13 protein-coding genes and 2 rRNA genes are annotated in these 14,988 nt (G+C 33.7%); 1 reads left to right on the top strand and 14 read right to left on the bottom strand.

Features of this window, described 5'->3' with window-relative positions; all coding sequences use genetic code 11:
• Positions 1-13: 13 nt before the first annotated feature.
• The 10 genes from gcvPB to P2Q73_RS05715 form a co-directional block, all read right to left on the bottom strand.
• Entirely contained in the window at positions 14-1,600 is a 1,587-nt protein-coding gene (gene gcvPB / locus P2Q73_RS05760) for an aminomethyl-transferring glycine dehydrogenase subunit GcvPB (protein WP_056829198.1), read from the bottom strand.
• A gap of 22 nt (positions 1,601-1,622) precedes the next feature.
• On the bottom strand, positions 1,623-3,011 hold the full coding sequence (gcvPA, locus tag P2Q73_RS05755; protein ID WP_056829196.1) for an aminomethyl-transferring glycine dehydrogenase subunit GcvPA: 1,389 nt from the start codon (positions 3,009-3,011) through the stop codon (positions 1,623-1,625).
• Between the two features lie 21 nt (positions 3,012-3,032).
• On the bottom strand, positions 3,033-3,806 hold the full coding sequence (locus tag P2Q73_RS05750) for an SDR family NAD(P)-dependent oxidoreductase (RefSeq protein WP_275784856.1): 774 nt from the start codon (positions 3,804-3,806) through the stop codon (positions 3,033-3,035).
• 357 nt (positions 3,807-4,163) lie between these two features.
• On the bottom strand, positions 4,164-5,504 hold the full coding sequence (locus P2Q73_RS05745) for a sigma-54 interaction domain-containing protein (protein ID WP_275784853.1): 1,341 nt from the start codon (positions 5,502-5,504) through the stop codon (positions 4,164-4,166).
• A gap of 675 nt (positions 5,505-6,179) precedes the next feature.
• Entirely contained in the window at positions 6,180-6,569 is a 390-nt protein-coding gene (locus P2Q73_RS05740) for a GntR family transcriptional regulator (RefSeq protein ID WP_275784849.1), read from the bottom strand.
• A 14-nt stretch (positions 6,570-6,583) separates the two neighbouring features.
• The gene (locus P2Q73_RS05735; protein WP_275784846.1) at positions 6,584-8,047 is read right to left on the bottom strand and encodes a hypothetical protein; all 1,464 of its coding nucleotides are present in this window, start codon (positions 8,045-8,047) and stop codon (positions 6,584-6,586) included.
• Between the two features lie 121 nt (positions 8,048-8,168).
• Positions 8,169-8,870, bottom strand: coding sequence for an ABC transporter ATP-binding protein (locus P2Q73_RS05730; RefSeq protein ID WP_056829186.1), 702 nt, complete (start codon positions 8,868-8,870; stop codon positions 8,169-8,171).
• A gap of 52 nt (positions 8,871-8,922) precedes the next feature.
• Positions 8,923-9,702, bottom strand: coding sequence for an ABC transporter permease (locus P2Q73_RS05725; RefSeq protein WP_275784841.1), 780 nt, complete (start codon positions 9,700-9,702; stop codon positions 8,923-8,925).
• Positions 9,699-10,607: an ABC transporter ATP-binding protein gene (locus P2Q73_RS05720; RefSeq protein ID WP_275784838.1), complete on the bottom strand. Its 909-nt coding sequence runs from the start codon at positions 10,605-10,607 to the stop codon at positions 9,699-9,701. The genes P2Q73_RS05725 and P2Q73_RS05720 overlap by 4 nt, the downstream gene beginning before the upstream one ends.
• Positions 10,588-10,842 carry a PLD nuclease N-terminal domain-containing protein gene (locus P2Q73_RS05715; protein WP_275784836.1) on the bottom strand — a complete coding sequence of 85 codons (255 nt, stop codon included), beginning with the start codon at positions 10,840-10,842 and terminating at the stop codon, positions 10,588-10,590. Before P2Q73_RS05715 ends, P2Q73_RS05720 begins: the two co-directional genes overlap by 20 nt.
• A gap of 189 nt (positions 10,843-11,031) precedes the next feature.
• On the opposite strand from P2Q73_RS05715, the gene P2Q73_RS05710 reads away from it, so the two are divergent.
• Positions 11,032-11,571 carry a helix-turn-helix domain-containing protein gene (locus tag P2Q73_RS05710; protein ID WP_053590044.1) on the top strand — a complete coding sequence of 180 codons (540 nt, stop codon included), beginning with the start codon at positions 11,032-11,034 and terminating at the stop codon, positions 11,569-11,571.
• Positions 11,572-11,968: 397 nt separating this feature from the next.
• Here P2Q73_RS05710 and P2Q73_RS05705 read toward each other — a convergent pair whose 3' ends face one another.
• The 4 genes from P2Q73_RS05705 to rrf (P2Q73_RS05695) form a co-directional block, all read right to left on the bottom strand.
• On the bottom strand, positions 11,969-12,139 hold the full coding sequence (locus tag P2Q73_RS05705; RefSeq protein WP_172794324.1) for a hypothetical protein: 171 nt from the start codon (positions 12,137-12,139) through the stop codon (positions 11,969-11,971).
• A 357-nt stretch (positions 12,140-12,496) separates the two neighbouring features.
• Complete coding sequence (gene dacB, locus P2Q73_RS05700) at positions 12,497-13,954, bottom strand: D-alanyl-D-alanine carboxypeptidase/D-alanyl-D-alanine endopeptidase (protein WP_275784830.1); 1,458 nt, start codon at positions 13,952-13,954, stop codon at positions 12,497-12,499.
• 284 nt (positions 13,955-14,238) lie between these two features.
• A 5S ribosomal RNA gene (gene rrf / locus P2Q73_RS20395) occupies positions 14,239-14,364 on the bottom strand.
• A gap of 443 nt (positions 14,365-14,807) precedes the next feature.
• Positions 14,808-14,923: ribosomal RNA gene (gene rrf / locus P2Q73_RS05695) — 5S ribosomal RNA — on the bottom strand.
• Positions 14,924-14,988: the final 65 nt, after the last annotated feature.

The raw sequence follows: 14,988 nt of genomic DNA, 5'->3' as shown, positions 1-14,988 counted from the left end.
TTTAAGAAACCTCCTAATAGTTATAGCTTGTAATTTTTTCCTGATTTTTAATTTTTTCTTGATATACTCTCCATGAAATACACCACTTAGTTGGATCATCCAAATAATCAGCTTCAATTAACTGATGAATCGTACTATTTTGTGGAGCATTTTTCACCACTTCTGGATTTTCATAAGCTTCCTTCGAAATCTGTTCAAGCGCTTGGATATATTCATCTAAGTCTGCCTTAGAATAGGATTCTGTCGGCTCTAGTGTAAATGGTTGCGGCACAATATATGGATGGTGACTGGTCCAATAATGCAAACCAAAGTCTGTCATGCGACGTTGTACATCCTCTGTTGTTACGCCAGTTTCTTTCTCTAGCTGTTCCCAACTATAACGAACTTGTTCCAGGCGTTGTCCCAGTACATACGGTGCACTTGCGCCACGAATTTTTGTTACTTTACTATATAAATAGTTATTATTTAACACAGCAGTCTCTGCCACTGCTTTAAGGCCTTCTGGTCCTAATGCACGAATCCAAGCATACGAGCGTAAGATGGTTTGTGCTACGCCGTGGAAAGAACGTACCTTTCCAATTGAGTGCTCTAATTGCTCATTTAATACATATTGATTGCCATATTTTTCAACAATCGGCCCTGGTAAATAAGCTTTTAATTCCTCTGTTACACCTAGTGCTCCCGTTGCTGGTCCACCGCACATGTGAGGAGCTGCAAACGTCTTGTGTAAATTGAAGAAACACATATCGAATCCTGCTTCTTTTGCACGAGTAATTCCTAATAACCCATTGGCATTCGCTTGGTCGTAGTAACAGAGACCACCTACATCGTGTACAATTTTTGTAAACTCTTTAATTTTTGAATTGTAAATCCCTGTATCCTCCGGGTTAGCAACTACAAAGCCAGCAGTTCTTTCGGATACAACTTCTTTTAACTTTTCAATATCCGGAAATCCATTTTCATCTGGATGAAGGGTAATAATTTTATATCCCTTTACAACTGCCGTTGCTGCTTGAGATGGATGAGAAAAAATCGTTGTAATAATTTCATTACGATGATCTGCCTCACCCTTCACTTCAAAATACTTACGCACAATCGATGCCATCGCAAATAATGCCTGGGTACCACCACTAGGTTGGAAAGAGAAAGCATCCATACCTGAAATCTCACGCATTGCTAGGTCCAAATTGTGAATTATTTCTAACATCCCTTGAACTGTACTTACATCTTGTAGAGGGTGTAACTCCATCATTTTTGAATTGCGGATTAATAACTCATTAATTTTTGGAATGTACTTCATCGTACATGTCCCTTGACCAATTTCAACATTGAAATCAGAACCTAATGTTTCCTGCGAAAGACGCACATAATGTCGTAATACACGTGCTTGGCCGATTTCTGGTAAATTTGGCTTACTTCTTCGACTCATATTTTGCGGTATTCTAGTAACACCATCTCCCACTGCATCTACAATTTCTTGCGGAGCTTGCGGTACTTCAACCCCAACTTCTCCAGGCTGATGCAGTTCAAAAATAATAGGCTCATTCCACTTGGCTTGATGAAAATTTACATTTACAGTCTGTCTTTGAATTTTTTTCACGGTAAAGCTCCTTTCTAAAACATTACTTAGTAACAATTTTTGATAAAACACTTACTAGGCGATCGATATCTTCTTTGGTATGCACTTCAGTTACACAATAAAGTGCTGATTGACCATATTCAGGGAATTCTAACGATAAATCCTTTCCTCCAAAGACCTTTTGTTCTAATAATTGTGCATTGATCTCTGCAACTGTTAAACCTGTGTCATTAAAATCAATGACAAATTCCTTAAAGAATGGCGATGTAATTCTCGAACCTCTAATATTTTTAATTTTATTTAGTTGCATCACTGCATACTGACTGTTTTGCATAATTGCCTGACCTAAATCGTACATACCATTCGGTCCAATCAACGATAAATAAACACCAGCTGTAATGCCCCATAACGCTGTTTGTGTACCTACAGATTCTTTACCGTTTTCTCGATCTGCAAAAGACGTACGATCATACGCAATATCTCCAAAACCATATTCGCCATCTTTTAATGTGGGAATTATTCCAAATAATCGAGATGGGTATTCATTGACAAATACAGGGTCATTATGTGTCGCAATAAAGCCAGCTTGCCCACCACTGTAATTCATGTGCATGCCCAGTGGTTGAAGGTCCCCACACACAATATCAGCTCCATATTGACTTGGAGGTGCAAGTACACCAAGAGAAATTGGATCTACTCCCACTATCATCAATGCTCCATATTTTTTCGCAAGGTTAGAAATTTCCTGACCTTGTGATTCAATAAAACCTAAATATGATGGATTTTCAAAATAAATAACTGCAACATCCTGCGATAATTTTTCTTCTAAGTCAGCTAAATCCATCAACCCAGTATTAAGATCAAATTTCACACCTTCAAATGTTAATTGAGGCGTACCATAGTTTTTAATAATCTTCTTTCGTTCAGGTGAAACTGTATTGGCAAGCAAGACTTTTGAACGTTTTGTGATTCGACTTGCCATACGAATCGACGTAGAAGCTGCTTGCCCCCAATCGAAAGTTGGGACATTCACTACATCCATATCTACAAGCTCAGCCATTAGACTTTGATATTCGAATAAGGCTTGGAAACGACCATGGTCTTCGTAAGGTTCCCCTGCATAAGCCGTTAGAAATTCTGATCGTTGATTCACTTCATCACATACTGCAGGTATGAAATGTTGCCAACAACCAGCCCCTAAAAAGTTAATGTATTCATTTGCACTTTTATTCTTATTTAATAGTCCTTCAATATGTCGTCGTAACTCTAATTCATTTAATGCTTTTGGGATATTCAATTTGCTTTTTAACTGTAATTCTTCAGGAATACAAGAATAGAGTTCCTCAATTGAATTCACACCAATTTCATCTAACATTTCTTGTTTTACTTCTGAAACCATATTCGGAATATACGGATGAACTTTTTTGCTCATTTAAATACCTCCTAATAAATTTTATGCTAAGCCTCCACCATCAACGGTCAATGTAGTTCCGGTAACCCAAGAAGATAAATCACTTGCAAGGAATAATACTCCTTTAGCAATATCTTCAGGTGTCCCTAACCTTGCCAAGGGTCGATCAACTGCTGAACTTCGTAAGAAACTATATTCTTCTATATCTAGTTGGATTGCCTCGTTCCGTAATAAAGGCGTATCCGTGTCCCCTGGGCAAATACAATTCACCCGAATGTTCTCTGGTCCATGATCAATGGCCATGGCTCTTGTTAGATTTACGACTCCTGCTTTAGCAGCACAGTAGGAAGCTGCTTTGTCTCCGCCTTTTAACCCCCAGCCCGACCCTGTATTGATAATACTTCCTCCACCATGTTCACGCATAAGTGGAATTAAATATTTAGATAATAAATAAACACCTTTTAAAGAGACATCGATTACCGCATCCCACTCAGATTCTTCTAATTCAATCACTGTTTTTCTACGAATAATACCTGCATTGTTAAAGAGTATATCGACTTTTCCGTATTTTTCTTCCACCAACTGTGCCACGCGTTGGCAATCTTGAGCATTTGTCACATCACACTTCATAAATTCAATGGCTAAATCAGATGCTTGAAAACTTTTTTCCACTTCCTTTCCTTTTTGCTCATCAATATCGAGAATGACGGTTTTTGTCCCCACCTCACTCAATAATTTAGCGGTTGCAAGACCAATTCCCGAAGCACCTCCTGTAACTACAGCAATTTTTCCAGCTAATTGAAAATAATCTACCAACTAAATCTTCCTCCTTTTTTTCATCACTATTTATATAAGCAAGAATCATGCCAAAAGTATAATGCTGATTTAAGAATGTTTTTAATTGTTTGATAGATATTTTTTTGTCATTTTTGTCATTTCGAATTCACTTTTTGTCAAAATACACTGGATAATTTGAAGTGTTTGTCCAAAAAACTAATGTTGCTTTGAAAAATTAGTTTAACTAACCACCATTGACCATAAAAACTAGCGCAAATATAAAGAGCATGTTTTGATTAATCAAGTCTCAAAACATGCTCTAATTTAATAAAACTATTTAATTTTCTTTAGGGATAAATTTTTCTAAGGCTAGTACCAACTAGAACTACAAGGTAATTAAATTTCATTTTCAATAACAACTTTTTTTAGTTTTCTGTACAGCGTTCTTTTACTTATGCCTAATTCTTCTGCAACACGTTCCTTTCCCGCTGTATCATTTCCGTATTCAGCTATTTTTTGGCTGATTAATTCCAGTTCCATATCCTTTAAAACATTGGGAATTTGCATATTTTTTTTTCTGATAATGTGATTTGGTAGGCTTGCTTTAGTTAATTTTAATGAATTTTCCATTACCATACTATACTCTAAAACATTTTCTAACTCTCTAATGTTACCAGGCCAATTATAGGCTTTTAATTCTTCAAAGAATTCCTCTGAAAAATCGTTAATAAATTTCCCTGTTTTTTGTTGAATTTTTTCTAACAATGTGAAAATTAAATGCTCTAATTCATCCTTTCTATGTCTTAGTGGTGGCAAAGCTATCGGAATTACATTTAGTCGATAATACAAATCAGCACGAAACTCCCCTATTTTCACCATTTCTTCTAAAGGTCTATTTGTTGCAGCAACAATTCTGACATTTACTTTCTTAGGTTCAATTGAGCCTACTCGATAAACAAATCCATCTTGTAAAACTGTAAGTAACTTAGCTTGTAGGTGCAAAGGTAATTCAGTAATTTCATCAAGAAATAGGGTACCTTTATCAGCAATCTCAAAATATCCTGGTTTCCCCTTTCTTTTAGCACCAGTAAATGCCCCTTCCTCATAACCAAATAGTTCACTTTCAAATAAATTTTCTGGAATACTAGCACAGTTAATTTCTACAAATTTTCCTTTATGAGAAATGCTATTTGAGTGAATATATTTAGCTAACAAACTTTTTCCAGTTCCAGTTTCTCCAGTTATGACAATGGATGAAGAGCTATTTGCAATATTATTTATCTTGGATTTAACAAATTGTAAATGTGGTGAATCACCTAGTACATATTTTGTGTCAATCTCAGTATTAGTTTCAAGTGATATATAGAATCCTAAATTATTTTGAACATCAATAATAATTTCACCTAGTCGAGCTAACCAATATTGATATTTCTTCTGTTCAGAAAATAAATTTTTTTCACCTTCATCCGTAAAACTCACAAAAGTTAAATATCCAAAATGACGATCATCTTTGACTAAGTTCATAAGTATTTCTACTTTGGATGGACAATTGTTTTGAAACCTACAGCCTATACACATATTCATTTTCCCGGGTTTCTGTACATACTGAAATGACTCAGAGTAATATTTTTGGAAGAAAGGCAAATGTACTTGCTTCCCTTTTTGTTTACGATATTCATCTGTAGCTGAGAGAATTTCCCCTTTCGGAGTGAAAAACGCTATTTCTATTTGTAACAAATCCCCAAATAAATTTATGATGGATTGAACTAGCTTGTAATTACTTGTCATTATATAGCCCCCTAAGAATATAACATGTGCATTATTTATCAAAAGTTATAAAATAATAAATAGTTTTACTAGTTTGAAATTTCTTCTATTGATTTATTATTATCACATAAGTACTTCTTATAGCTGAATACCATTTATTAAGCATTACTTTTTCAATATTCTATCAATAAATTCTTCTTTGAGGTATGAAATAATTTAAACAATTCTCCAAAACTATAAAAGGTATGGTTTTAGAAAAAATTATTAAATTTTAATGGATAACGTTTTACTCAATTACGCATAAGATTATTTCTGATATTAAATTTATCATATTAGCGCTACAGGTCCTAAAAATACTTGCTAAGATCTAACACTTATCTATTACAATCCTTAGTAGAATAGCCTTCTCTCCATTTAATATTTTATTTTGTTCCACCATATATTTACTTAATATCACTAATTTTTAATTCAAGATTCGGATAACAAATTCGATAAATTTACAAGCAAAAACCTTGAAAAGGTTATACCAATTCAAGGTTAAAATTTAAATAATTATAAGCTTCTGGATTAATCGTAGTTTTCGTTTCTAAATACTTAACTCCTATCGGGCTTGCCATCAAAATGAAATAACCATAACACATTTTATCAGATGGAATATTTTTGTAAAATGCGATTAAATATCTGTTGTAGTTGTTCCTTACTTAACCCCATAACATATGCTTCCATTAAAATTTGTTCAAGATTAAATGAAATTTGATACAATTTATTGTCTTTAATAGAGGTTGAATGTCCAGTTAAAATAAATGCTTTGGTTTTTGGTTTGAGTGCTATCAAACCTTTTCGCTGAAGCTCTCTGTAGCTTTTGTGAACTGTATGTAGATTGACCTTTGTTTGCATAGCCATATTACGAATGGAAGGTAATTGATCGCCATTCTGCAAATTCCCTTTGGCCATTTCTAATATAAGTTGCTGAGTTAGTTGTTGATAGAGAGGAATTTTGCTACTTGTGTCCAATGTAAAATTCATTTTTTCCATCCTTCCTCTCCTATTTAGAACTTAAATCGATATTTACTTAATACTTTAAAAAATAAAGTTATGGTACTACCGATAGTTAAAACTGCAATAATGATCGTCACTATCCATTGAGAAACATTCAACGCAAGTAAACAGAAATGAATGAATGTAATAACAATCAATATCGGAAATCCAAATACTAGACTAATTAAAACGTTAGGATTAGATTTAACAGCCTCTGAAGGACTTTTCCATTCTAATAAGGGATGTTGCATATCATAAATAGGTGACAATAGATTATAACTTATGATTAATAATACCGTAATAAGTAATAGCAAAAGCCCAAGAGTATTGATACTTCCAAATAACATATAAATAGCGTAGCTGATTAAAACTGATAGGATACTTATTAACGAGGCAGTTGTAACTTTTGCTAGAAATACTTTTCGTCGATCTAATGGGATTGCAATACTAGGTGCATAATTCTTTCCCTCTCTTGAATATGGTGTACCACTAATATTGTTTACACAGCTTAAAAATAATATCATGTATGCAAATATATGACTTTCATTGTCAGCAATCCACTGCGATTTCAACAAGTCCATCTGAACCACAATTGTGAATATAATTGTAAATAAAGGTGATAGGATCAGACTCAATATGATTTGCATTTTAAAATATGGCTCTGATTGAATAATCCAGAATTCTCTTTGTAAATAATAACCCCAAATATTTTTCGTTCTGTACATCGAAATTTTGGGCATTTTTTCAACTCTATTTTCAAGCAGTCCGTTTTTGTAATAGTTAACCGCTGTATTTTTAACAGTAGCGATTAATAATAGTATACAGATTAGTATTAGACTACTAACAATAATGAGAAAATCTATTAAACTATCTTTTGTTAATAGTGATGTTGTTATCGTCTTGATAAAAGTCTCTTGCATCGAAAGTCTATAACCCATATTAAGCAAATTTGCTAAAGTAGGGAAGAAATCTGTTAAGTCGGTTACATTAAAGCTCACTATAATTGCTTTTATTTTTTCAAATTGTTGAGTTATGAGATATATGATAGGGATAATACCTATTAAAAAAGCTAAAATCGTATTCGTAAATAAGTACAATAAGGAGCTAGGGAATAGTTTTCTAAAACGGTTCAGAATGGACAAAATAGATAAGAGAAACATTGCTGTAATTACATTTGTAAGAGTTAGGATAACCACCGTTTGTACTATTTCCACCAGATCATATTTTAAAAATAATAATAAATAAATTGGTATCTGCAAAATTCCAACTATAATTATGGGTAAAGCAAGCCCACTTATTACTTTTGCTATAACGATTTGTTTTGCTGAAATAGGTAGACTAGATAATATATAAAAATCACGTTGATTATATACAACTGAGACGGCAAAATAAGCTGTCAATATATACGTTAATCCCATTGAAAGAAATAAATTATAAAACAAATATTCCTCAGAGGTTCCTAAAAAGTAAATCATTATATTAACCCCTAGGTACTGTAAAGCTAAATAAAACATAGCAATGAGTAGCATAATATAAAGGGCTAACTGCTGGGGCTTTGAATAGAATGATGCAATAAAAAATTTCACTAGTTGAAAATTAAACTTCATTTGCTTGTATCTCCATAAAAGTAGTTTCTAAATTTCCTTCTTGCAGCAAACTATCTACAGACTTATGCAAAACGATCTTCCCGTCTTTTAAAATTGCAATTGATTCGCAGATTTTCTCTGCAATATCTAATAAATGGGTGGAAAAAAACACGGTTCCTCCATTATCAACATAATCCTTCATACAATTTTTAAAGACAAGAACAGCAAAGGGATCTAAACCATTTAACGGCTCATCCATAATGATGATAGGTGGACTAATCGTAAAAGCTGTAATCAACGCCATTTTATGGAGCATCCCATAAGAATACGTCCCCATTGGTTTATTAATACTCTTCTCCATCTCAAAAGCCTTGATAAAGTAATCGAGTTTTTCCTCATCTACTTTTTCATAGAGTTTTAAGACAAAGTGTATCCAATCGTATGCAGATATATTTTTAAATACATGAATAGTATCAGGGATAAAATAAAACTGCTTTTTATAAGTAATTTCATGTGATTTAGGTACATTATTAATCACTACTTCTCCATCATCTTGTTCTTCCAATCCAGTGATACAATGTAATGTAGTTGTTTTACCTGCTCCATTCGCACCAACAAATCCTAAAACTTCTCCTTTTCCCACCTGTAATTCTACGCCTTTTAAAACTTCTTGTTGACCATACTTTTTCTTTAGATTACGTATAGTTAACATACTTGTCCACCTTCTTTCCGCTTTGTATTTCACAAACTATCACTTGTTACTACTAAAATTTCTTTTTTCCAATCCAAAAATGCATCATTACTGTCATTACAAAAATAATTAGCAGTGTTGCTACAATATTAATCTCCCACCCAGTTCCCAAGTCCCCTGTAGTTAGAATGCTTGTTGCACGAAGACTCATACTTGCTGGATTCAAGGTATCTATTAGTGGGTGTAAGCCTGCACAAAAACGACATATCAAAAGAAAAACAATGCTTAGTAGTGCGATAAATGCGGGGCTATTAAAAAATGTACTCAACATTGTTACAAATGTAATTAGGAATAACACCCAAATACAATATAGGACAAACGCTAAAAGTATTTGCGAAACCGGGATTGTTGTAAACAAGTACGCAGTATATCCATATGACACTGAGTAACCGATTGCAATACAAATAACAGCCAACAAATAATGGGTTAAAATCTTGCTGCCTATGTAAGAAGAAATAGACACTGGTCTCGTTAAAATAAATGCCAACATACCATTTGCTTTTTCAGATTGAATAACACTCATTACAGCAACGACAAGAACAATCATTCCTAACTGATCAAACTGTGAGTTAAGGGTCGAAGCAAGTACCTCCCCCCCCAGAGGTTTTGCCATTGCCGGATCAATAATAATGCCCTCCACACCTCCAAGAGTTTCTAAAATTACCGGCAAATAATACATCATGATCGGTTGTGTAAGTCCTAATAATACAAAAACTATTGGCAACCATATAATCTTAAATTCACCAATCATTTGATTGATTTCTTTTTTGCTTAATGCTAGAAAAGTATTCATACGTCCACCACCAATGATAAAAATATTTCTTCAAGACTCTCTTTAACACCCATTTCAAACTTTGTAAAACAAACTTTTTCATCCAAACCATATTGTAATAATTGTGAACCATTTACTTCTACATCATTTACAAATATTTTAAAACCATCTTCATAACTTACTATTTTCTTTACATATGGCAAATGTTCAATTTTATGTAACCACTTTATATCTTCTTTACGAATAGCTAAGTATATAGCACTCTCTTTATTACGATTGAGTAGATCAGATTTTGTGGCATCTTCTATTTTCTGACCATTTTTAATGACAACAAAGCGTTCACAAATTTCTTCTGCATCTCCCAATATATGTGTAGATAATAATATTGTCGTTTCTTTTTTTATCTCTTTCATTAAATTTAACACTTCTCTTCTTCCGATTGGGTCCAGTGCTGATACAGGTTCATCCATGATTATCAATGTTGGCTTATGTAGCAGGGCTTGCGCAATTCCTAAACGTTGCTTCATTCCACCTGAAAAGTTTCCTACTTTGGTTTGCGCTTCATTTGCTAATCCTACCTTGGCTAATAAAGGAGGAATATCTTTATGTAATATATTTTTTGAAATACCCGATAGCGTCCCCATAAATAGTAATGTGTCATATGCAGTCATCCATGAGAAAAAATTAGGGTACTGTGGTAAATAGCCAATTTGATTTTTCTTCGTTGAAATTTTTTGTCCATCAAGTAAAATACTACCTTCATCCGCATTTAAAATATCTGCAATAATTTGTATTAAGGTAGATTTCCCTGCTCCATTAGGACCGATTAATCCAACACATTCATTTGCATCCATTACCATTGAAAAATGATGCACTGCCGTTTTATGTTTAAACTTCTTCGTAATATTATTGATTTCTAATCGCATGTTCGTGTACGTCCTTTCTGCCAATTGCAAAGTATAAAATAGGTCCAATTGTATTAAAAAATAAAATAAAAAAAGTCCACATTAATACATGTTCTCTTGTTGCTCTATGACGATATAAATCAATTAAAGCAATCATAATTAATAAAAGCGTTACTAGAAAAAAAGGTATAATGATTGGCAAAATACTTCCCCAATCAATTTTTGATATTTCATTTAAATCGAAGTGTAATTGCATGCAAAATTAACTCCTTTCTGTTATCATTATCAATAACGATAACAGAAAGAGAAAGTAACTTCAATAACTTTTTTTCCCTGTACATTTACTTTCATTTATATTATATTTTTTGATAACGTTATCTTTAGTTGGAATGAATGTCTTTTATTATTGTTTATATCACTTTAAAACATGTTGGAGGAACAATTTATGCGCAACAAAGTAGAGGTAATAATGCACCCAGTGAGAATGAAAATTTTACAAGCTCTTATGCAAAATAAAGAAGATGGCGTAAGTACATTAGAAATGATAGCTATCATCAAAGATGTTCCACAAGCAACGTTATATCGCCATATTCAGATTTTAGTGGATGAAAGTATTATTAAAATCGTAAAGGAAAGAAAAGTACGATCCGTAACTGAAAAATTTTATGCATTAAATGAAGAAGCAGCTCGACTGAGTGAGGAGGATTGGAAGCATCTATCCAAGGAACAAAAACTAAATTATATTTCCTACTATCAATTAGTTTTATTATCGCAATACCAAAATTATTTAACTTTACTTGAGGTTGAGGAAAACATCGAAGACACAGCAACTTTTTCATTACTAGAGCTGACTTTATCCAGTGAGCAATTTACGCTTTTCCAAAATGAGCTAAACAATCTAATGATAAAGTATTATAAAATGAGTAACGTAAATGAGGAAACTAATACTAAAACAATTGCTGTTAACATTATTCCAAAACTATAAAACCATAGGAATTAGCATTTAAATTGGTTTTAGAGAACGCTTGAAATAGATAGCGAAAATGGTTTATTACAACTTCTGCTAATGCATGTTAAAAATCTCCTATTTTAATTACTAAATTCAATTTTATGGTCAATATTTAAAGAGATAATTAGTAATTTATTGATACGATTGAACGTGGAGATTAGTTATGTATTATTTAAGTTTAATCGCTTGTATATTTATTTCTTATGAGAAAATAATATAAGAACTTTAATGGTATTATTTCATACCATTTAATGAAGAGTGTATGAAGGAACAATAGGATTTAAATAGACAGATTAAGTTTGAAACATATTAAAAAAAAGTTGAACTCATGGAAGAGGTGAGCATTTAATACACTCACCTTTCATGTATAGGTTTAATCCTTTTTCTTAGGTTTACTTTTATTAATTTCTTTCGTTACCTTGTTTTTAGAAATAGCAATAAATTCTTCAGCGAATTCTTCGTCAGGATTATTCGTAGGATTTTTATACAGTTCGAAACTATTGTGCGTTCTAACATTGCTTGTCTTATTGTTATTTTTACTCATGGATATTCACCTCCTAGATTCTAATTTGCACTATCTAGAGAGTTTTATTCTCACAGAGTTAGTGTAAAGCTTAATGGAACTCGTTAATACTTCAGATGATTTCGCCCTGTTAAATTTATATTTCCTACTCCTCAATAATTAATGTAATGGCCAACATTCATGTTGTGCCATATGCAAAACTTAAAATCTTTGAAGACATAGAAAAACACCTCCACGTAGAATAAAGGTATAATACCAATTTTCTAGGTAAAGGTGTTTTGTTTTATTTAATTTACTTGTTAAGTTGAAAAAATTACGTAAACCAACTTACTATTATAGTTTTTTGCATCTCAGCAAGAAAAGTGTTTCCTCAATTTTTTACAATTCTTTTGCTATTACCTTAACAATTTCATCAATCGTTGAGGATGTCCCTGATTTATTTTGAACTAATACACTAAAGATGTATGATTGCCCGCTACTCGCTTCTAAATATCCACTCAGTGTACTAACACCCGTTAATGAACCTGTTTTTGCATAGACTTTTCCTGCAGTCAGTGGATCTTTTAATCGATTTCTTAAAGTGCCTCCTACCATTCGATCGGTATTAGCAGCTACTGGTAAGCTAGTAAAATAGGTATTAAACCAATCTTCTCCTTGCACTTTATATAATAATTCACTCACTGCCAAACTTGAAACCCTATTTTCATGAGACATTCCAGATCCATCTTCAAATTGCCAATCAACCATATTTAAATTAATTGATTTTCCATATTCTCTAATAACTTCTAAGCCAGCTGTTGTACTACCTTCATTTTTTTTCACTTTTCCCATTGTTTTTACTAAAATATCCGCAATTCCATTATTACTTAGTTTCATATACGGGATTAATAGTTGCTCCAGTGTCATCGATTGCTTCATAGCAACTAGTTGTGCACTTTTTGGTGTTGCTGCTCTAAATAATTTCTCTTTTGAATACTCAATTCCTGCTTCAGCTAAAACTGCCTGGAACATTGTTAATGTATGTGTCGTAGGATGTTTGACAGTCACCCATTCTTTTTTAGTTTTATCAACTGGAAGGTTCCCACTAATGACAATCTGATTTGTTTCATACATTCTTTCTATCGTTACTGTATTTGTTTTTCCTGCTTCAACTGTCAGTGCTTCATTTACTATTTGTAAATCACCAATATGCGGAGTTACATTAATGGACGGTAACTCTCCAACAGCAGTTCCAGTTGCTTCTACGATAATCGTTCCAGAATCGTAGTCTGTGTTTGGAGAAGTTGTTAAAGCTGAAATAGGTGCAGCGTAATAATAAGACTCGTCCCCAACCCAAATTCCCGGAGTTAATAAATCATCATCAAACCATTTGTCATCACCGACAATCCGTCCGTCAATTTTATTAATACCCTGTACTTTTAACTCTTCTGCGAACTGTTGTAAATCTTCAAAGGATAGAGTAGGATCACCTTGTCCTTTTAAATAAACATCTCCTTTTAAGACTCCATTTGACATCTTCCCTGAAGTATAAAGAGTTGTATTAAAACGGTAATCTTTTCCTAATACATCTAAAGCTGCTGCAGTAGTTAACAGTTTCATATTAGAGGCTGGTTTTATAGTTGTTTGACCATTGTAATCATATACCATTTCTCCAGACACTCGATCTCTAACCGTAACACTAACATCTGCACCTGCTAATTTTTCTTCTATTATCTTAGTAATAGAATCACTTAATGTTTTTTCCATTGTTTCTTCTGCTTGAGCAACATTGTTAAAACCAAACAGACTCACAACCAACATCCACGTCATCACCATGGCAGTCCACTTTTTCTTCATAGTTTCCCCCTATATTAACTGAATTTTTAATCTTTTCCAAAGATATATATTCTTCATGAAGTAAAATTCTCCTTTAATTCAATTTAAAACAGGCATATAGATAGAGTTTTCTTAATTAAACGAACATCTATAAACCTATATTTTAATTTAAAATCATGTCAAACGTCTTACAATACACCTATAACCAATGAGTAAAGAAAATTTTTTTCAACCTTTAATTTGAATATAATTTCCTAAACAACAAAAAAAGCCATCACCGATTACTCGGTGACGACTTTTCAAATGCCCAGCGACGTCCTACTCTCTCAGGGGGAGACCCCCAACTACCATCGGTGCGCGAGCTTCACTTCCGTGTTCGGGCTACGAAAGCAGATGAACGGCAGATTTCTTCGTCAGCCGCGGTCGTTCGATTCTCGCGTATATCATACGCTGCGAGCCTCTCTTCCTTGCTTCCTCGAACTCTTTGTTGCTCTACTTTCTCGCAAATAAAACTACTATTCTTTGCCTTCGGCTTTTTTAGTACAACAAAAAAAGCCACCACCGATTACTCGGTGACGACTTTTCAATTGCCCAGCGACGTCCTACTCTCACAGGGGGAGACCCCCAACTACCATCGGCGCCCGAGCTTAACTACTGTGTTCGGGCTGCGAAAGCAGATGAACGGCAGATTTCTTCGTCAGCCGCGGTCGTTCGATTCTCGCGTATATTATACGCTGCGAGTCTCTCTTCTTTGCTTCCTCGAACTCATTGTTCCTCTACTTTCTCGCAAATAAAACTACTATTCTTTGCCTTCGGCTTTTTTTAGTACAACAAAAAAAGCCACCACCGATTGCTCGGTGACGACTTTTCTAGTGCCCAGCGACGTCCTACTCTCACAGGGGGAGACCCCCAACTACCATCGGCGCTGAAGAGCTTAACTTCCGTGTTCGGTATGGGAACGGGTGTGACCTCTTCGCCATCATCACTAGACTCTTCGGCTGTCCATACACATCGTACTTCTTCGTCAACTTCATTCGTTCGGACAGTCACGTACT

The sequence above is a fragment of the Bacillus sp. Cr_A10 genome (assembly GCF_029222665.1).
Lineage (GTDB): Bacteria > Bacillota > Bacilli > Bacillales_A > Planococcaceae > Psychrobacillus.
Note: the sequence above shows the minus strand (reverse complement) of the source record. Positions and strands in the feature narration are given on the sequence as shown.

Excerpts from the sequence above, each read along its gene's own strand:
- P2Q73_RS05740 (WP_275784849.1), bottom strand. The coding sequence starts at position 6,569 with ATGGAAAAAATGAATTTTACATTGGACACAAGTAGCAAAATTCCTCTC.
- dacB (WP_275784830.1), bottom strand. The coding sequence starts at position 13,954 with ATGAAGAAAAAGTGGACTGCCATGGTGATGACGTGGATGTTGGTTGTG.
- P2Q73_RS05715 (WP_275784836.1), bottom strand. The coding sequence starts at position 10,842 with ATGCAATTACACTTCGATTTAAATGAAATATCAAAAATTGATTGGGGA.
- P2Q73_RS05705 (WP_172794324.1), bottom strand. The coding sequence starts at position 12,139 with ATGAGTAAAAATAACAATAAGACAAGCAATGTTAGAACGCACAATAGT.
- P2Q73_RS05730 (WP_056829186.1), bottom strand. The coding sequence starts at position 8,870 with ATGTTAACTATACGTAATCTAAAGAAAAAGTATGGTCAACAAGAAGTT.
- P2Q73_RS05720 (WP_275784838.1), bottom strand. The coding sequence starts at position 10,607 with ATGCGATTAGAAATCAATAATATTACGAAGAAGTTTAAACATAAAACG.
- P2Q73_RS05735 (WP_275784846.1), bottom strand. The coding sequence starts at position 8,047 with ATGATTTACTTTTTAGGAACCTCTGAGGAATATTTGTTTTATAATTTA.
- P2Q73_RS05710 (WP_053590044.1), top strand. The coding sequence starts at position 11,032 with ATGCGCAACAAAGTAGAGGTAATAATGCACCCAGTGAGAATGAAAATT.
- P2Q73_RS05725 (WP_275784841.1), bottom strand. The coding sequence starts at position 9,702 with ATGAATACTTTTCTAGCATTAAGCAAAAAAGAAATCAATCAAATGATT.
- gcvPA (WP_056829196.1), bottom strand. The coding sequence starts at position 3,011 with ATGAGCAAAAAAGTTCATCCGTATATTCCGAATATGGTTTCAGAAGTA.